Origin of the sequence: Streptomyces sp. Ac-502 (genome assembly GCF_045222935.1) — a bacterium.
Taxonomy (GTDB): domain Bacteria; phylum Actinomycetota; class Actinomycetes; order Streptomycetales; family Streptomycetaceae; genus Streptomyces; species Streptomyces monomycini.
Map to the genome: position 1 here is coordinate 9,616,591 of NZ_JBHFFO010000001.1, position 17,283 is coordinate 9,633,873.

Here is a 17,283-nt window from a genome sequence, read left to right on the forward strand (position 1 = left end):
CGGCGGCTAGACATGCGAAAGGTGGGTGGCAACAGGCGGCGTTCCGCGGGCAGGCGGCATCGCCGCGAAACAGCGTCGGAAAGGCAGAACCGTACGGTCGTCGCCGTGGTCCCCTGCGGGCGGCGAGGGGAATCAGCGAGCCGAAAGGCGCGGTGATGCGGGACGCACGACCCGGCGGTCGCTCACGGTCCCGGAATGAAGTGCTTCTCGGCCACGGGTGGAGCCGTCAACGACCCCGGGGCGGAGAAGAGGTGAGAGGTGAAAGGCGAAAGAGCGACGGGAAAGAATGCCGCGGTGTCAGCGGGAAGCGACACGGGATCGCGCACAGCGGATGGGCGATCCATCGGGCAGCAGAGCTGCACGGGCGCCCGCCCGAAAGGCGAAAAGCACAGACTTACACCTCACAGTTTCCCCTGGTCTGCAGGTGAAATACCTCGGGGCGTCCGGACCGCCGAAGCATCAGTGCCTCTTCGGTCCCCCGCGGAACGCTGCCCGGTTGAGCTGGTCACACGGACCTTAACCCGAAAAACACGCAATGATCCAGTAAAGCAGTGCGCCGGAATTCAAATAGTAGGAGAAATTCCGCTTGATGGAGACCTGCTGGACACGTGGGTGTGACGGAGAGCAGAACGGCTGCCGCACGCGCCGTGCCTCCCGGAGTGGGTTTTGTGGGTGGGATCGCCGTCGTGCGGCTTGATCGCCTACAGGGCCTGGTCCCCGGACAACGGCGCACGGCTCACCCGAGCAGGGCCGCCTTGACCACTGCCTCGACGCGGGCCCGCTGCTGTGCGGAGGTGGCCGCAGCGCCGGGCCGCAGTAGGTGGACCGACCGGCGGTGCTGGCCCGCGCTCGCGAAGACACCGCTGGTCCAGCCACCGCTGGAACCGGTTTTGCCCCACACCTCGACTCCGTTCAGGTCGATCCTCATCAGCCCGCCGGCGCTGAAGCAGGCCGCGGACGTGGGGCAGCTGGTGTTCTCGGACGCGCTGGGCACCGCGGGCACTTCGAAGAGGTGCCGCTGCCCGGCCGGCGGCAGGAGCCTGCCCTCCAGCAGCGATCTGAGGAACGTGTCGAGGTCGGCCGGGGTGGAGACCAGCCCGCCCTCCGACCAGGCCCATGCGATCACTGGATCTTCGGAGAACCCGGTGTGGCGCAGGCCCAGCGGGTTCAGGATCCGCCGGTCGAGTTCGCGGACGAAGGGGCGGCCGGTGATCTGCTCCACCAGCAGTCCGGCCACGAAGCTGTTCAGCCCGTTGTACTGCTGGACGGTTCCGGGGGCCGGGATACGGCCGGGGCGCGCCGCCGCGTCCGCCGCGAAGGAGGCGGCCACCACCGCGTACGGGTCCAGTGGCACCCGGGCCGGGCGGGGCAGGTCGCTGGTGTGATCCAGGAGCTGACGCACCGTTACGCCCGCGTAGGCAGCCGGAACCACCTCGGGCAGGTGGGGGCGGACGGGCTCGTCGATGCCGATCCGGCCTTCGGCGACCAGCTGGAGCACCACGGCGTCGGTGAAGATTTTGGTCACGCTGCCCACCGGGAAACGCCGGCCCGCCGCCACCCGCCCGGCCCTCCCGGTATACGCAGGCCGCAGGCCCCAGCCGGCCACCCGCACCAAGGCCGTGTCCGTCACCCGGTCGGGCAAGGTGGCCAGCAGCGCCCTCACGGCGGCCGGGCCACGGGTGCCGGGAGAGGCATGCGGGGCAAACGGGCTGGGCACGGCCGTGGCCGCCGGAGCGGTGACGAGTGCAGCCAGTGCTACGCCGGTGGTGGCCAGACGGCGGACGGCGTGAGAACGCGGGTTCATCGGTGACTCCCTGGAACGCGTCGGGGCGGATCGGCGCGGTTTGCGCGCTGGAGCAACCTTCACCGCCGCACCGCGCGCTGCTCATCGGTGATGCCCCCGGCTCGTCCCGGATTCCACCCCGACGCGTCGTCGGGGAGCGGGCAGGCTCCGGGGCGCGAGCCCGGCATCATCTGCTGGCGGCGGCGCACCAGCGGGTCTCGTCTTGCTGCCTGTGGACAGAGGACGAAGCCATACCCCTCCCCGCCACCGCGGTCCGCCAGCAGGCCGAGGACGAGCGCCAAGAACAGGAGGGACCGGACCTGCCGGAGCAGAAGGCCGGCCGCTGACTCCCGCGTTTCCGGCCCTGACCGGTGCCCGCCATGGTCGTTGACGAGGCCGGGGGCAGGTGCCGGGCCGTACGGCCAGGTTGGGTCCGGTGTGTGTTTCGGTGTCTGCCCAGTGTGTCGGCGGGTTGGCTGGTCGGGGGTGTCTGTGGTGTTGCGTTGTGGTGTGCGGGGGGGGCTGATGGGCTGCTGCCGGTGCGCAGTGGGGCGGGGGTGGGCAGGGGCGGCAGGCCGAAGACCGCGGTGAGGATGCCGGTGAGGGTGGCGGTGGCGTTCCCGTGCAGGGTGGTGGAGAAGTGCTGGCCGGTGCGGCGTACGGCCTGCCGGCCGAAGGTGCGTGCCCGGGCCGCGTTCGGGCGGTGGCGGGGTATGCGGGGGCGGGGCGGCTCGGGCGGGGCGGGGGTGGGTTCGGGCTGGGGCGTGGGTGTGCTGCTTGGCGCGGTCGGCGGTCGGCGGTCGGCGGGCGGTTTCGGGCAGGGCGGTGGCTGTCGCGTCCGTGGTCGGTGGCCGCGCGGCCGGGCGGTGCCTCGGCGTGTTGCGCGAGTGCGCCCGGAGGCGGGCTGTCGGGCCGCGGCTCCGGGGGTGTTTCCACGGTAGGCGACGACGGTGACGGTATTGTCCCGGGCTGAGCCTGACGGCCGTTCAGGGCCTGCTCCTTCTTGATCGGTAGTGGTCGGGCGGAGGGGTGCAGGGGCGCTGAGGTTGGTGTCGCGGTCTCAGCTCGCAGCCCGCCGGCTGTTTGAGCAGCCGTCGGTGGCGGCCGGGCAGCGGGGGCGGTGAAGTGCATGAAGAAGGCCCGGACGGAGAGGTCCGGGCCTTGCTGCGGGGTGATGTCCGTTGCCGTCGGTCTGTCCGCGTCGGTGGCGGCGTTTGCTGTTCTCTATCCGCAGCTGTACTGCTTTACGTTCGCTGTCCGTTTCCGGGGGTGTGGTGCCGGAAGGCGCAGCGAAAGGCATCACGTAGGGCACAGGGCAAGGTAGGGCACAGGGCAAGTTCGGCAAGCAGGTGGGGGAGAGCGCCGCGATCTCGTGTTCGGCATCGGTCCGTTCCTGGCCGGCCGGGTCCTGGACGGCATCCGCCGCACGGCCGCGGTGTTTTTCCGTACCGGCCGCAGGGTGCTGCCGAAGGCCGAAGGCCGAAGGGTGAGGGCCGAGGGCCGGGTGCGGCGTGCCTCCTGCCGGGGCCGGGTGGCAGCGTCTGGCGGCGCAGCAGGCGCTGTCACCGGGCGGTCAGCGGCTCAGGGGGCTTTCGAGCGCCGGCCGGTGCCGTATGCCGCGGCCATCGGGGAGCTGCCGGTGGTGACGAAGGCGTGGATGCCCCGGAGGTAGGCGTCACGGTCGATCAGTCCGTCGCCGTCGGTGTCGAGGGCGTCGAAGGCCTGGCCGGCGTCCGTTGCTCCGTTGCCCGCCGCTGTACGCATCCGGGTGAACGCGGCGCGGTCAAGTCGCCCGTCGGCATCGGCGTCGGCGATGTCGAACAGGGATCCCAGCGCGCGGCGGCAGAAACGTTCGAACGTCTGGTGCCCGACCCATGTGCGGTATTCCTCGAAGGTCACGCGGCCATCGTGATCGGCGTCCATGTCCTCGAAGACCGCATCGTGGGCAGCACGGGCACCGGCGACCACCGGATGGCCGGCGGCGCGGCCCATGGCCGAGGCCACACGGTCGACCCGCCCGAGGTATTCCGCATGGGTGATGGCGCCGTCTCCGTCCACGTCCAGCATGGCGAAGATGCGGTGCTGCGGTGAGTCGGGCTCTGGGTGGGACATGTGCTTCCTCCCGGCGGCTTCCACGGCGTAGCAGCCGCCAAGATACCCATCCGAAGGAAAAACAGCGCATACCCGGCTGTAACCGCACTAGCGTGTCCGGCTAGGCGTCAGTCACTCTTGTTCCGTTCCGTGCCTTGCGTCCGGCGAGCCCCGCTGGTCGTCGCAGCGGGCAGGCGGCGGGCCTCCCTCTGCCGGACAGCGCGAAGAAACCAGCGCCACGAGCCGCCCACCGCCCGGCCGCGCACCGTCTCTGCTGATCCCGGCCGCTCCCGCTCCTGCCATGCCGGTCCACAGGCAGTTCCTGCGGGCGGGCCGGCCGCAGGGACGGGGAGGGCCGCTCGTGTTGACGGTGGACGCGGGGAGACCGGCTGTGCGGACCGGGGCAGGGACCAGGACTGCTGCGGGACCGGACCGGGCCTGGCTCGTACTTCGGCGCCCCGCACCCGGGCCCGCGGCCGGCCGGACGTACGCGGAGCTGGTGGGCGGCCCGCTGGACGGCCTGCTGCCCGGCATCACCGGCCGGACGCCGCAGGAGATCGTCACCGGGGCCGCGCTGATGACGGAGCCCGGACCGTCCGGCGCCGGCGGGCGGGCGCTGTGCGGGCCCGGCCGGGCGTTGCGGGGCGGCGGGACGGGGACGGTGACGTCCCCTGAACCTCAGCCGCAGCGCCGGATGCGGCAGCTGCGGCGCGGATCCGTCCGATGCACCACAGTGCTGAGCGGTGCCGAGTGGTGCAGGGGTACCTGTCCCGCTGCGCCAGGTGCTGTACCGGCGGCCGGGGATCGCGGAGCACAGTGATCCGCGCTGCTACCTGCACATTCCGGAGAACTTTTCCGACGGCGACGCGCAGATACGCAGCGACCTGCCCGCCAGCCTGGCCTTCTCCCGGGGCGTCGTCGCCGGTCTCGTCACCCACAAGCTCGCCTGGGAGGTGGCACGTGCGCCTGGCACCCGGCCGGGGCCGCGCCGTACGTGCTGGTGAAAAGACCCGCCGGCCCCGGCCCGGGCCCTGTTCAAGGACCCCAAGGACGCGGGAGCTGGTGGCCCGGCCAAGGAGGCCGCGCCCAGCATCGGGTCCGGGCCGGCGGGCGGGTCGTCTCCGTCGGCCCGGACGCCGAATCCCCGCGCATTCTGGCCGCCGTCTCCACCGGCGGCGGCAGGTCGGTGGCCCTGCGCTGCCTCGCCTGCCGGATGCTCTGCCACGGCTCGCACGTCTTCGTCCTGGACAGTGAGCGGACTCCCGCCCGTGGGCGCGCGGCATCCCGGACGTCACCTGCTGCGCCGGTATCCACGAGCAGTTCACCGCGCTCGGCCTGGGAGGCCGGCGCCGCACCCGGGTCGCCGACGAGCTGGGCACCGGCGCCGCCCCCGAAGCCATCGGCCTGCGGCTGCTGATCCTCCTCGAAGGGATCAACGCGATGGTGCAGCAGCCGGCCCGTTACTGGGAGAAGCCCCGCGAGCCTGGCGGCCCGGAGGTCTTCCCGGCCATCGACGCGCTCAACGAGAGCGTCTGCAGGGGCCGCCCGCTGCGCATGCGCGTCCTCCTGGCCGCCCGGTCCGCGACCGCCCGCGCCCTCGGCGGCCCGGACGCCCGCGAGCTGTTCTCCCCCGCGTCCTGGCCCGCTACAGCAGCAATGCCTGGCGCATACTCGCCCCAGAGATCCACCACCCCGCGCCGCAGTCCACGAAGCATCGCGGGCGTGCCCAGGCCGTCGTCGGCGGCAGCGCCAGCGAGACGCAGGTGCTGTCGTGCACCGACGCCGAGGCCCGCGAGCGGGCCGGCACCTGTGCGGCCGCCACCGAACCGCAGCACGCGAGTCTCCCCGCGCAGCCGGGCCGGTGGTCCGGCGGTGCGCAGCCGCTGGTACGTCCCGGCGTCCAGCACCTTGCCGGGCGCTTCACGCTGGGGCGGTCTGCTTCGGGAAGTGCATCATATGCCGGACGCTCAATGCGCTAGACCCGAAACAGGGCACACGAAGCGTGCGGGTTCTCGCCTTTCGCTGCGGCGCGCCCGTGAACAGCCTCCGGTTCGGGCGCCGGGTCCGCTGCTGGCGCACCGCCGCCGCACCGCGCGCGCGGAGTTTGCCCGCCTGGTGGGCACAAGCCTGCGCTGGGCCGAGGAACTGGAGGGCGGCCGCCGCCAGGCCGGCCCGCAGTGGCCGGTGTTCCAGCTGGCCGCGCTGCGCCTGAGCATCACCTCCGGAACGTCTGATGGCCGGGGCCACCGACGCCGAAGCGTGCGCGAGAGGCAGGTCGGTGCCGTACGCGCCGCGCTGCAGCGCCAGCTCACCGGCCCGGCACGGTCGGTCCGAGCGCCGTGCGGGCGGGCGCGGTCGGCATGCTCCTCCGGCTGCCGTGGCCGGCGGGAGGCACGGCAGCCGGCGGACCGTACGCAGCGGCTGGTCCGGGGCCGGGCGAAGGCCACCTTCGTCCGGGGCAGTCGGCGGCGAGCCTGTCCGGCGCGCTCGGCGGTGTCGGCGTGGTCGGCCCCCTCGGCGCGGCGGCCCGGGGGCTCTGCTCCGGGCCCGGGGGCCGGGCCTTCCTCCGGCGGATCAGGCTCCTGTTCCGGATTTTTTCACCAACGGGCCGAAGAGCCCGTTGCTCACGGGGTGCCTGTTGGGTCCGCGCATGTCATGCGCGGAGGGCAGAAGTGGCGCAGGGCCGCCGCTGCGACCGTGCGTTCGTCCGTCAGGTCGTCGTCGCCCCCGTAGGCGGCCACGCCGTAGAGGTTGCCGTCGGGGGCCTTGAAGCGGATGTCGGCGACGTACCAGGGCGCCTGCCCCGCATCGCCGATCCGGTATTCCATGCTGTGCCCGGAGGCGTGCTGGTCCGTGAAAGGCTCTGGTGCGGTAAGCGCTGTGAAGTCCTCCCGCTGGCGGGCTTCCTCGAAGGATTGCTCGGGGGTGGGCTCGGACACCTCAAAGACGCGCAGGAAGCGCGTGCCGCTGGGCGCGTCGTAGTCGACCTCGAAGGCCTTGGCCGGCCCCTCGCTCGGCACACGGCCCCACCCCTTGGGGACAGCGGTGCGAAAGCCCTCTTCGTCGTCGACCAGCCGGTAGCCGTCGGGGAGGGCGTCCGCTCCCGGGGCGGACGCCCCGGGAGCGGCGGGGCGGGATGGCGACGGGGCGGCCGATGCGGCGGCGCGGTCGGGCTTCTCGCCGTCGGAGGACTCCAGGAGTACCGGGGTGACGGCGGCGGCGGCGATGACGGCGGTGGCCAGCACCGCCCACAGGACACGGCGGCCGGCTCCGCCGGGCCTGGCGGAGGTGGGCGGTCTGGCGGCGGGAGGCCGCAGTGCGTTTGGCCGGCGGGACGGCGGCCGTGGTGGCCAGAGGCCCGGTCCGGGCGGGGAAGGGGGAGTCACTGCGGGGGTCCTGCCGCGCTCGCAACGGTCCTGCCAGCTCTGGGTGTCCTCGTTCCAGTAGCGCCGTCTCTCCGTCATCGCGCCCCTTTGCCGCATTCCCAGCAGGCCGGCGAGGTTCCCGCCGAGGTCAGCACGGTGGTCGGCGAGGCCGCGGCGGTCAGGAGTGCACGCAGGCGCCGCAGTCCTGTTCCGTCCGCGCTTGCGGTGCTGGTGATCTCGTCCTCCGCGCCGGCCGGGGCCTCGTCGGGTTCCGCGCTCTGTTCGGCCGCCCGCGTCCTGGGCAGGTGGGCTCTCGGTTCCCGGAGGGCGGCGAGCAGCCGTTCGATACCGTGGTCGCGTGCCGCGGTGGTCCCGTGGCAGCTCCTGGCCTGCGCGCGGCTGCCGGCGGCGAATGCGCTGCAGGGCACATCGCCGATGCTCAGGCGGGGCTGAAGCTCTTCACTGGCCATCGCGGGCAGGCCCCCTCTGCGGCGGAGTCTGCCCGCCGCTTGTCGCGGTGACCCGGGTGTGGTCGCCGACGGCGAACGTGCTGCCCTCCACCGACTCGATGTTGACGCCGCCGTGGCTGACGTGGACGACCTTCTGCACGAACTCGTCCGTGCGGTAGCCGGCTTCCGCGAGCGCCGCCTTCACGCCGTACGCGATGCGGTCCTGCACGCTTTTCAGGTAGCGGTCGACGTCCATGGACTGGAAGAGCGACCCGCCCGGCTGCGCGGCGAGTTCGCGTACCGACACCGCCGGGCCTTCGGGCAGCCCGCCGGCGGTCTTGCCGGTGAGCCGGCGCCAGCCACGGACTGTGCGACGGCCGAGCGTGACCAGGGCCTGTCCCGGCGCGCCGGCCATGCGGGTGAGGATGTGGACCGCCTTGCCGAGGACGTTTTGGTCGACGAAGCCGTAGGCCTCGTGATCGGCGTCCTTGAAATCCTCACGCACAGGGAACAGGACGTGCGGGGCCACCTCCAGCATCAGCATCCGGCCTTGTGTGTGGACACGCACGAAGACGGTGACGACCAGTTCCTCCTCCCAGCCGCCCACCCTGACCCGCAGGAAGTGCCGGCGCTTCTCGCCGCCCTCCTCGACCGCTCGCGTTCGGTGCAGCTCGAACTCGTCGTACGGCGCGTCCTCACGGCGCAGGAGCCCCTCCACCGGCAGGAACACACACTCGTCGATCTGCAGATGACGCAGCCGGTCCCGCACGACCCGGCCCTCGCCCTCGGACGTCTCGGCCACTTCGCGCAACTGCTCGATGAACGGACGTACCGCGGCAAGGACCGTACCGTTGCCGATCGGCTGCCTCTCCTTGGCCGGGTCCGGCCGCAGTTCGACCGCGAGGGCCCAGGTGTCGTGCGCGGTGCCGGCGCCGCAGAACGGACGCGCCTTGTGGTACATGACCAGTGGGGCGTGCTGCTCAAGCCGGATACGGTGCTTGAGCCGTTGGAAGCGGCGCCCGCCGGCCGGCTCGGCCGGGTCGTTGGCCGCGTCCGGGAAGTGCTGCGGGGACAGTTCGCCCCGCAGCACCCGGGTGAAATGCACCTGCTGCCCGGCGACGCACCCCGCCATCACCAGCAAAGCGGCCAGCGCGAGCCACGCCTGCAGCCCGCTGATCCCGCCCGGCCCCCTCTCCGGCAGCAGGAAGCGCACAGCGGAGGGCACCGAGCCACGGAAGAACGCCAGCACGTCGCCGTACGCGTCACCCTCGTCGGCCGCTCCGAAACCTATGGCCAGGCTCGTGGCCACGAGATAGGCGAGAAGAATCCGTCCGGCCCAGCGGAGCCCGAAGGCGGGCAGGCGCCGACGCCCCGGCGGGTCCTCGGAGGTGCCCCGTAACCGGCGCCCGAGGGTCAGCAGCAGTCCGGGAACCACCAACGTCACCAACCACCAGCCGGACGCCGCAGCTCCGGCCGCCAGCAGCCCCAGCACAGCCCAGGACCAGACCAGTTCCACCCGCCGGGCGCGCAGCGCGTGGGCCAGGACCCGGGCGGCGTCGAATCCGAGGGAAGGCGCCGCGACCCGGTGCTCCATGAGGTAGAGCTCGTCGAGGACCCGGTCCCGGTACTCCGCGTCCAGATACGCCCCCGCACAGAGCAGGCGAGTGGCCTCACTCGCGTACGGGGCGACAGCCTGCGGCGGTGCAGTGACCTGCGAGGACTGCGGCACGTACACGGTACTCATGGCGCTCCTCCACACTCGGGCTTGCCTCGCCGCAAAGAGGTCGGCGTGACGAGGATCATCTGGAGGGCAGCAGCATAGGGTGACGGGATGAGAAGGCCCGCTTTGTCACATCCTAACCAGCCAACTTCCCTGCAGAGACGGTGATCAGGCGACCGTACCTACCTGAGCGTTGGTAAGTCCCGGTTCCTGAACGTATGAACGGGCGCGTGACCAAACGGTGCCGGGCACGCCGGTCTCCCGCTTCGGCTCTGGTATCCGCGTGACGGAACGGGTTCGTCACAGGCCATGAAGGCAGCGCTGTCCCGGTCTTGGCACCGCACGATCGTGGAGCCACCGAGACAGCCCAGGCCGGCCCGCTCCACCCCCGGCTCAGCGAGTGTTGCCCCCTGGTCGGGCTGAGTTTGCCGCGTCGGCTTGTGGTGCGGGAGATCCATACGCCCGCTCTCCCGGTCACCGGCGCGTCCTCGCCTTCGACGGTGAGCTGCTCGGTGTGGTGTCTGGGGACGCGTGGTGGCCTTCGCGGGCGATGTACCGGGCGAGGACCGCGGCGCCGCACGGGAAGGCCGCTGCGGCCTTCCCGGCCGTCTTCCCGGTGCCCTTGGCCGCAGGGGCCGCAGCGGGCGTCCGGTGGGTTTGACGCCCGGCTCGGACAGCCGCTGCCGCTGTTCCTCCGACAGCTGTGCCCACGCAGCTCGTCTGCCGCTTCAGCCACCGTCCGAGGCCGTCGCCGCCGAAGAGCACGCCGGGCTGGATCTCGGTCAGCACGGTGGGACCGCCGGCGTCGACCGGGCCGGCGAGGACGCGGTAATGGCGTTGCCAGCCAGGGGCCAGGGGCCAGGGGCCAGGGGCCAGCGGCCGGCCAGGGGCAGTGCCAGTGCGGGGCGATCGCGGTCAGCTGCGCCGCGTGCTCCGCCGCCCGCTTCGGATCCTTCCCGAGACCGCCCTTGCGACGCAGGTTGGCCATGTGCTGCCCGATCGGCACCTGCGCCCCATCAGCGGGGTCGGTCCACACCGCGTCCCGGCGAGGCGCGAGGTGCCCCGTTGCCCGCCGGTACGACCGCAGCGCGGCGAGCTTGGCCTCCCACGCCTCCTCTCCCGGCTCCCACACCATGCCGGCCTCCGGCGCGTCCAGGAGTTCCTTGCGCCGCTCCTTCAGCTCTCCGGCCCGTAGCGCTTTGCGCTGCTGGCGCACCCGCCGCCCGAGCGGGAGGTCCTCGGTGACGCCGACGGTCGTCTTGACGTCGTAGGGGACGGCGTACAGGCCGGTGATCTTGTTCTCGGCGTGCCGGCGCAGCAGGCCTGGTAGCCCTCCAGCCGCACCAGCGAACCGGCCGGTACACCCGCGTGCGCAGGAAGGCGGCGATCGTCGCCGCATCCCGGGAAGAGGGTGCAGCAGCGCCGGCTCGGCCGCCGCGTCCGTGTCGTCCTGCTCCTGGCCCTCACCGTCGCCCTCGGTGCCGGCGCCGATGACCCGGCCCTGCGCGTCGCGTTTGACGTGCACCTTGCGCTGGTGCTTGCTGCGGGTCAGGGCGCGGGAGGCGAGCTGTCCGGCCCTGCGCTCGCCGTGCGAGCGCAGGGCCTGGAGCACGGCGACCAGCGGGCGGAAGCTGGCGGAGGCGACCATGTCGGTCGGGCTCTCGCCGGGCTGGAGGAAGACGGGGACGATGACGCGGGCGGTCTTCGTGCGGCCGTCGCGGTGGGGGCGCAGCGTCCGGCCGGTGTTCTGCATGCTCTCGGCCTGGGAGCCGCGGGTGCCGGCGAAGCAGGTCGCTTCGATGCCGTGTTCGCTGGTGGTGTCGTTGTCTTTGCCGAGGGTGTGTACGGAGGCGGGGAGGGTGCGGTGGGCCCGGCGGCCGGCGGCGTCGATGCCGCCGGTGAACTGGCGCAGGGCCTCGCGCCGCTCGGCCTCGGTGTGGTAGCCGCCCGGCCGCGTAGCCCACACGTGGTCCGGGGGTACGCGGCCGGGCGGCCTCCAGCTCGTGGAACGGTGTGCCGGTCGACGGTGCGGGGGCTGGTCCGCGGCCGCCAGGTGTACCGCGGCGGCATGGTGGGCCTGCTCGGCGCGCTTCATCTTCACCTCGGCCATGCCCCGGTCCCCGGGGTGGCCTTTCCACGGGCGGTTCGGCGCTGTACCGCCCGAGTTCCGGGGGCGGGTGTTGCGGATCTGTGGGATCCAAATTACGTTACGTACCGGAACGTTAAGGAGGTGGCGATGCGTCACACCCCGCTCGGAACGCTTCAGGTCTCGGCGCAGGCACTGGGCTGCATGAGCATGGGCGAGTACTACGGCCGGTCCGACTGGGACCGGGCTCTCTCGGCCGCCCACCGGGCCCTGGATCTGGGTGCCACCCTGCTGGACACCGCCGGCATCTACGGTGCCGGACACGACGAGGTCCTGCTCGGCCGTGCGATCGCGGACCGGCGCGAGGACGTGGTGGTGGCCACCAAGTTCGGCATCGACCGCTCGGCGGGTGATCATCGTCGCCGTGTGCGCGGGGAGCCGGACTACGTGCGCCGCTGCTGTGATGCCTCACTGCTGCGCCTGGGCGTCGAACACATCGACCTGTACTACCTGCACCGGCCACTGCAGGATGACGACACGGTGCTGGCGCGGCTCGATCCGCTCGCCCGGGAAGTGTCCGGCGAACGGCACGGCGCACTGCAGGCCGTCCGGCCCCGGGCCCAGCTGTGACCGGCCCGCAGAACCGCGGGCGGGGACGGCCCCGCGAGGCCGCGCACGAGGAGCGCGTACTCACCGCCGCCGCGCAACTGCTCCGGGAAGGCGGCGTCGCCGCGTGCACGGTCGAGGCGGCGAGCCGCCGCAGCGGGGTGAGCAAGCCCGCGATCTACCGGCGCTGGCCGCACCGCACCGCGCTGGCGATCGAAGCCTTCGCCGCGCACATCGACCGCCTGGTGCCGCTGGTCGAAACCGGGGACAGCGCGCACGACCTGGTCCAGGCCGTCGCCCACCTGGCCGAGTACTACCAAGGCCGCGACGGCGTCGTCTTCGCCCAGCTCGTCGCTGCCGCCGTGCTGGAACCCGGCACCGCCGAGCTGCTCAACGCCCGGTTCTTCGCCCCGCGCCGCGCGGCGCTCCGGGCGCTGTGGGAACGCGGGGTCGCGCGCGGCGAACTCGACCCGCACGTCGAACCCGATGCGGCGATCGACCTGCTCTTCGGCCCGGTGGCGTTCCGCCTGCTGCTCGGCCACCAGCCCGTCGACGTGGACTCTTGCGTGCGCCTGGCCCGCACCGCCGTACAGGGCCTGCTCCTCACCCGACCGACCACCCCGCCCCTACCACCGACGGCAACCGGAGGTTAGAACCATACTTCCCTTCACCGACACTCCTCAGCAGCCCCATGCGAAGTACCCGGGGCGCACCCTTGTGACCTCGCATTCGTTCAGCTTCGCCCGCCGTGAATGGATCGAGGCGAGCGCGCCGCTGTCGGAGCAGTTCCGGGTCGTGGCGGTGGACGCGCCCGGCCACGGCGAGGCGCACGCGGTCCCGGGCTACACGATGGCCGAGATGGCCGCTGCGTTCGCCGCCACGATCAACGAACTCCGCCTGACCGACTACGTGCTGGTCGGCCACTCGATGACCGGCAAGATCATGCAGATCCTTGCCGGCCGGGCCGGCGCCGGGCTGGGGCTCGCACCTCCACCGGCGAAGCTCGTGCTGATCACCCCCACGCCGCTCGGGCAAGAGGCCGGCGGCGAGGACCTGCCGCGCGAACTGTTCGAGAGCCGTCGGGGTGACGCAGACGCCAAGAAGTTCGTGCTGGATCGCACCGCGCTGCCGCTGGAGCCGGAAGTGTTCGACCGTGCCTGCGAAGACTACGCGCGGATGAACCGCAAGGCCTGGGACGCCTGGCTGAAGGAGGGGATATACGAGGACTGGACCGAGCGCGCCGCGCCGATCGACGTCGAGACCCTGCTGATCGTCGCGGACGGCGACCCGGCCTGGGGCCTGGAGATGCAGAAGAAGCTGACGGTGCCCTACCTGTCCAACGTCACGATCGCGTCGGTCGACTGCGGCCACCAGGTACCGATGGAGGCACCGCAGGCCCTGTCCGACCTGATCACCGCCTTCGCCGCGTCATGACCGGCACCGCTCAGCCCTCGGCCGAAGACCGGGACTGGGGCGGGCGGCTGCCCCTGGCCTCCCACGGCCCGCTCACCGAGGAGCAGCCCGCCGCGCAGCAGCGCATGCGGGACAAGGTCGTGCCGTGGGCCCGGGAGGCGGGAGGCGGGAGCCGCCGTGGTAGGCGGGTCTGGCCGGGTGCCCGTCGGCGCACGCGGCGTCGTACCGCAGGATGCGCGAGCCGCTGCGCAGCGGCGTCACCTCGGTCGTGCCGTCGCCGGCCTCGGTCGCAGCCGGTGCTGTACGGTGCCGTCGCGGCACGTGCCGGCCTGGGCGGCCGGCGCCGTGTACGCCGTGTACGCCGCGTGCAGGACGGTGGAGCCGGCCGCGCCGGCAAGCTGGTGCACCGGCAGTCACCAGCTCAAGGTTGTCCTTTCCTGGGCGCTTTGCCCGTGTTCGAGCGGCCGGGGCTTGCCGGGCGTGCGGCGGGCCCCGCTCCGGCCGGCCGAAACGGGCCGGACCGGAGCGGACCGGAGCGGGCCGGACCGGAGCAGGTCAGAACAGGAGGTCGTAGATGTTCCAGCCGCCACCGACCGGGATGGCCTTGTTGGGAACGATTCCCCCTGGTAGCGCATTCCCGCGTAGACCGACAGGTTGCCGTCGAGGTCGCGGGCGGCCAGATCGGGCAGCTGGTCGCCGTCCAGGTCCCGGATGCCGGCGAAGTCGGCGTAGACGTTCCAGCCGCCGCCCACGCGGACCCGCCTCTCGAAGGGCCGGGAAGGGTCACCGGAGCCGGTGGCCTGGTACTTCCAGAGCACGCCGTCCGTGTCGCGGGCCAGCAGACCGTCTTTGAAGGTGGCCAGGCGGTCGTACACCTGCCAGCCGCCGCCCACGCGCACCGGCGGCGCGAACGGGGCGGAGGGCTTGCCCGTACCGGCGTAGAAGTAGAGGCCGCCGTCGGCGTCGCGGGCCACGAGGTCGTTCTTGCCGTCGTTGTCGGCGTCGCCCGCACCCGTGATGCTGGTGTACCGGTCCCAGCCGTACCCGATGCCCTGCGGCACCTTGAACGGCGCGGACGGGCTGCCGCTGCCCTGGTAGAAGTACAGCTTGCCGCTCTTGTCGACGGCCGCGACGTCCCCCGTGCCGCCGGCCGACGTCCCCCCGAGCGAGGTGATCTTCACGTACTGGTCCCAGCCGCCGCCGATTCTCGTCCGCGGCTGGAACGGCGGAACGGTCCACCCCGTGCCCTCGTACTGCCACAGCACGCCGTCGTGGTCCCGGGCGTACATCGCCGTACGCTCCGAGGCGGGCCGCGGCTGCGCCGGCGCGGTGCCCGTGGCCGGCGCCGCGACGGCCGCACCGGCGGCGGCGAGCGGCAGGGCGAGCGAGGCCGCGGCGGCGGCGACCAGGGCCGGGCGGATACGACGGCGGGTGCGCTGCATACGTAACATCAAGTCCCCTGTGTACACGTGCCGTTACGTCCCCCGATATCCGGAAGACGGGCGGCATCAACCGTTTTCCGGGACGGTACCGGCAGGTGACCGTTTTCTGGGCGGAACAGGAAGAGCGGTGACCGAATGGTCATATTGCGGGGCGTACGGCGGGCCGCGCGGGGCACGCGCACAGGTGTCCGAGGGTGCACCTCCAGCAGAAGGAGTCGTCGTGTCGTTCCTGTGGGCCGTCATCGCCGGTCTCGTCGTCGGGCTGCTGGCCAAGCTGGTCCTGCCCGGGCGGCAGCCCGTTCCGCTGTGGCTGACGATCATCCTGGGCATGGTCGGCGCCGTCGCCGGCAACGCGCTCGCCACCGCCTTCGGCGTGCGCGACACCGGCGGCATCGACTGGATCCGCCACCTCTTCCAGATCGGCATCGCCGCCGTCCTGCTCGCCGCCGTCACCCCGCTGTGGGCCAAGCGGCACACCTGACACGCCGTACGGGCCGGCTCCGCCGGGCACCGCCCCGGCGGAACCGGCCCGTATCAGCGCCCCGCCCCGCCGCCTCGAACGCCTCGGCGGCCGGTGTCCGGGCGGGCCAGGAGGGCCGGCCGTGGCCCGGCGCGAGGTGCCGGCTGGCAGCTCAGCGGCCGCGGGGCTCTCCTCCCGGTGCCCTGGCGTCGGAGCCTCGGGCCTGCGCCTACGTCGGGCCGCCGCGGGGCGCGGCGTGTGCGAGGTGCCCGGGACATGAACTGCGAAGCCGCAGGACACTTCGGTGCGGGTCCGCACACGGAGCCCCCGCAGGTGCCGCCGCACCCAGGGGCACGGGCACACCCGGCAGACTGCTGGCGTGGTGACCTGCGATGCAGCACGACCCAGCGTGTACGCCGCGAACCTCAGGCCCGTTTCAGGCGTTTCACAAGGCTCGGCAGCAGCGGAAGCCCGGATCTTGCGGACGCGGGACAACCTGCGGACGTCCGGGCCCGAAACGGCCCAAGTTCTCTGCTCTCATGGCATTGCAGGAAATGCAGGCACGAGAGGGGCGCTGGTGAGCAGGCGAAGTGTGCGGAAGATGCTGGGGCGGATGGCGGGCGAAGAGCCCGTTCAGGTCACCAGCGCCATGGCTTCCATGGACAAACTCGCCCGGCTCGGCGCGTTGGCCCAGCAGTTCGGGTACGACTACGTGCACGTGGGGCGAGGAGCCGGGCCGCGCGGTGCCGGGTATGTGATGACCCTCGAGCCCGACCCCCGCCCGGAGGCCCGCGAGCGGGCCGCCCGTAACCGGGCGCGGTATCCCGGCGCCGCCGACGGCGGCGCGTTGCCGCCCCTCGCCCCCGGGGCAGTCCGGCTCTTCAAGGCGCGCATCGCCTACGACCTGGCCTCCAGACTGACCGAGAAGCAGATGCTGTGGCTCGCGGGCGTCGCGTTCACGTTGCTGGCCGGGGCCCTCGCCTTCCGGTTGCGTGCGCACCCCGCCGCTCTCGTCGTGGTCGCCGTCGGCTGGGCCGTGATGATGGCCCTCCTGCCCCTCGGGGTCGTCGTCAACCGGCGCTACAAGGAAAGGAACCTCGCCATGCTCCGGGCGGCCGGCTTCACGGCGGTGACCGACGCCGGGGGAAAGCTGCGGTACCTGCCGCCGGGAGGGCAGCTGCCCGGGCGGGGGAGGGCTCTTCCCCGGAAGCCCTAGCTGTGTTGACCGGAGAGGTTGGGGACGCGGCTGGCTGGGGTGTGGCCGCTGATTCCGGGAGGGCAGGCCCGTAACCGCTGGCCCTCCCGGCGGCCCGCGGAAATCCGGATGCCTTCCGCCGGCCCGCCGCCTGCCCCCGGGTCCGTGCCGGCACCCCGCATTTCCTAGTGTGAATGCTCGGGGATTGTGAATGTGTGGGGCACACCGAGACCGGCAGCCCATGCCGCCAGGTCCGTACGGCGGCCTGCCGGCGGCCCCGTCACGGATCGGCTGGACGTCTCGAAGTCGTACCGGTGAACCTGCCAGTGCACTGCTGAACGTACGGACGCCGGCACTCCTGCTCAACGGCGTAAGCAACAACGCGTCACCCGATACAGGACCCGGGCCGTCGCCGACGCCGCCGAGGCGGCGCGAGAACTTCCGCACCGCGTCCTGGACGGCGAGCCCCTGGCCGCCACGGATACGGGGAGGCCTTCTTCGGGTGGCTGCAGGCCCGGGCCGGACGCGGCCCGGAACCGGGCGCCGGCTTGCACCGTTCACGTCGCCGTTTTCGGCATCCTGGCCATCGGTGACCGCATGGATCTCCGACCGCGGCCGTACCGCGAGCGGCGCGCACAGCCGCTCGAACTCCTGGGGGCGGGCCGCCGCGGAT

14 protein-coding genes are annotated in these 17,283 nt (G+C 72.6%); 7 read left to right on the top strand and 7 right to left on the bottom strand.

Annotated elements, in window-relative coordinates:
* Positions 1-736 precede the first annotated feature (736 nt).
* Positions 737-1,804: a serine hydrolase domain-containing protein gene (locus ACEXOX_RS43785; protein ID WP_406526163.1), complete on the bottom strand. Its 1,068-nt coding sequence runs from the start codon at positions 1,802-1,804 to the stop codon at positions 737-739.
* A gap of 2 nt (positions 1,805-1,806) precedes the next feature.
* On the opposite strand from ACEXOX_RS43785, the gene ACEXOX_RS43790 reads away from it, so the two are divergent.
* Complete coding sequence (locus ACEXOX_RS43790; protein ID WP_406526164.1) at positions 1,807-2,130, top strand: hypothetical protein; 324 nt, start codon at positions 1,807-1,809, stop codon at positions 2,128-2,130.
* 1,234 nt (positions 2,131-3,364) lie between these two features.
* On the opposite strand, the gene ACEXOX_RS43795 is transcribed toward ACEXOX_RS43790, so the two are convergent.
* A complete protein-coding gene (locus tag ACEXOX_RS43795) occupies positions 3,365-3,895 on the bottom strand; it encodes an EF-hand domain-containing protein (protein ID WP_406526165.1) in 531 nt (176 codons plus the stop codon).
* Between the two features lie 722 nt (positions 3,896-4,617).
* On the opposite strand from ACEXOX_RS43795, the gene ACEXOX_RS43800 reads away from it, so the two are divergent.
* The gene (locus ACEXOX_RS43800; RefSeq protein ID WP_406526166.1) at positions 4,618-4,878 is read left to right on the top strand and encodes a hypothetical protein; all 261 of its coding nucleotides are present in this window, start codon (positions 4,618-4,620) and stop codon (positions 4,876-4,878) included.
* 1,620 nt (positions 4,879-6,498) lie between these two features.
* Here ACEXOX_RS43800 and ACEXOX_RS43805 read toward each other — a convergent pair.
* The 4 genes from ACEXOX_RS43805 to ACEXOX_RS43820 all read right to left on the bottom strand — a co-directional run bounded on the left by ACEXOX_RS43805 (position 6,499) and on the right by ACEXOX_RS43820 (position 11,518).
* Positions 6,499-7,119, bottom strand: a complete 621-nt coding sequence (locus ACEXOX_RS43805) for a hypothetical protein (protein WP_406526167.1) — start codon at positions 7,117-7,119, stop codon at positions 6,499-6,501.
* A 215-nt stretch (positions 7,120-7,334) separates the two neighbouring features.
* Positions 7,335-7,709, bottom strand: coding sequence for a hypothetical protein (locus tag ACEXOX_RS43810; RefSeq protein WP_406526168.1), 375 nt, complete (start codon positions 7,707-7,709; stop codon positions 7,335-7,337).
* Positions 7,699-9,432, bottom strand: coding sequence for a hypothetical protein (locus ACEXOX_RS43815; RefSeq protein WP_406526169.1), 1,734 nt, complete (start codon positions 9,430-9,432; stop codon positions 7,699-7,701). Before ACEXOX_RS43815 ends, ACEXOX_RS43810 begins: the two co-directional genes overlap by 11 nt.
* Positions 9,433-9,544: 112 nt before the next feature.
* Positions 9,545-11,518, bottom strand: a complete 1,974-nt coding sequence (locus ACEXOX_RS43820; protein ID WP_406526170.1) for a helicase associated domain-containing protein — start codon at positions 11,516-11,518, stop codon at positions 9,545-9,547.
* Between the two features lie 126 nt (positions 11,519-11,644).
* Here ACEXOX_RS43820 and ACEXOX_RS43825 point away from each other — a divergent pair, with 126 nt between their 5' ends.
* From ACEXOX_RS43825 to ACEXOX_RS43835, 3 genes are all read left to right on the top strand, one after another.
* Positions 11,645-12,124, top strand: a complete 480-nt coding sequence (locus ACEXOX_RS43825; RefSeq protein ID WP_406518357.1) for an aldo/keto reductase — start codon at positions 11,645-11,647, stop codon at positions 12,122-12,124.
* Complete coding sequence (locus tag ACEXOX_RS43830; protein WP_406518356.1) at positions 12,121-12,753, top strand: TetR/AcrR family transcriptional regulator; 633 nt, start codon at positions 12,121-12,123, stop codon at positions 12,751-12,753. The genes ACEXOX_RS43825 and ACEXOX_RS43830 overlap by 4 nt, the downstream gene beginning before the upstream one ends.
* A 64-nt stretch (positions 12,754-12,817) precedes the next feature.
* Positions 12,818-13,534 (top strand): alpha/beta fold hydrolase, encoded by a 717-nt coding sequence (locus ACEXOX_RS43835; RefSeq protein ID WP_406518355.1) that lies wholly within the window; start codon positions 12,818-12,820, stop codon positions 13,532-13,534.
* Between the two features lie 392 nt (positions 13,535-13,926).
* Here the strand turns inward: ACEXOX_RS43835 and ACEXOX_RS43840 are convergent, their stop codons facing one another.
* Positions 13,927-14,964: a hypothetical protein gene (locus ACEXOX_RS43840; RefSeq protein WP_406518354.1), complete on the bottom strand. Its 1,038-nt coding sequence runs from the start codon at positions 14,962-14,964 to the stop codon at positions 13,927-13,929.
* A gap of 211 nt (positions 14,965-15,175) precedes the next feature.
* Here ACEXOX_RS43840 and ACEXOX_RS43845 point away from each other — a divergent pair, with 211 nt between their 5' ends.
* Both ACEXOX_RS43845 and ACEXOX_RS43850 read left to right on the top strand, forming a co-directional pair.
* Complete coding sequence (locus ACEXOX_RS43845) at positions 15,176-15,436, top strand: GlsB/YeaQ/YmgE family stress response membrane protein (protein ID WP_406518352.1); 261 nt, start codon at positions 15,176-15,178, stop codon at positions 15,434-15,436.
* 556 nt (positions 15,437-15,992) lie between these two features.
* The gene (locus tag ACEXOX_RS43850; protein WP_406518351.1) at positions 15,993-16,631 is read left to right on the top strand and encodes a hypothetical protein; all 639 of its coding nucleotides are present in this window, start codon (positions 15,993-15,995) and stop codon (positions 16,629-16,631) included.
* Positions 16,632-17,283 lie beyond the last annotated feature (652 nt).

Coding starts and splice junctions, on each gene's coding strand:
- ACEXOX_RS43785 (WP_406526163.1), bottom strand. CDS start 1,804: ATGAACCCGCGTTCTCACGCCGTCCGCCGTCTGGCCACCACCGGCGTA.
- ACEXOX_RS43795 (WP_406526165.1), bottom strand. CDS start 3,895: ATGTCCCACCCAGAGCCCGACTCACCGCAGCACCGCATCTTCGCCATG.
- ACEXOX_RS43810 (WP_406526168.1), bottom strand. CDS start 7,709: ATGGCCAGTGAAGAGCTTCAGCCCCGCCTGAGCATCGGCGATGTGCCC.
- ACEXOX_RS43815 (WP_406526169.1), bottom strand. CDS start 9,432: ATGAGTACCGTGTACGTGCCGCAGTCCTCGCAGGTCACTGCACCGCCG.
- ACEXOX_RS43820 (WP_406526170.1), bottom strand. CDS start 11,518: ATGGCCGAGGTGAAGATGAAGCGCGCCGAGCAGGCCCACCATGCCGCC.
- ACEXOX_RS43825 (WP_406518357.1), top strand. CDS start 11,645: ATGCGTCACACCCCGCTCGGAACGCTTCAGGTCTCGGCGCAGGCACTG.
- ACEXOX_RS43840 (WP_406518354.1), bottom strand. CDS start 14,964: ATGTTACGTATGCAGCGCACCCGCCGTCGTATCCGCCCGGCCCTGGTC.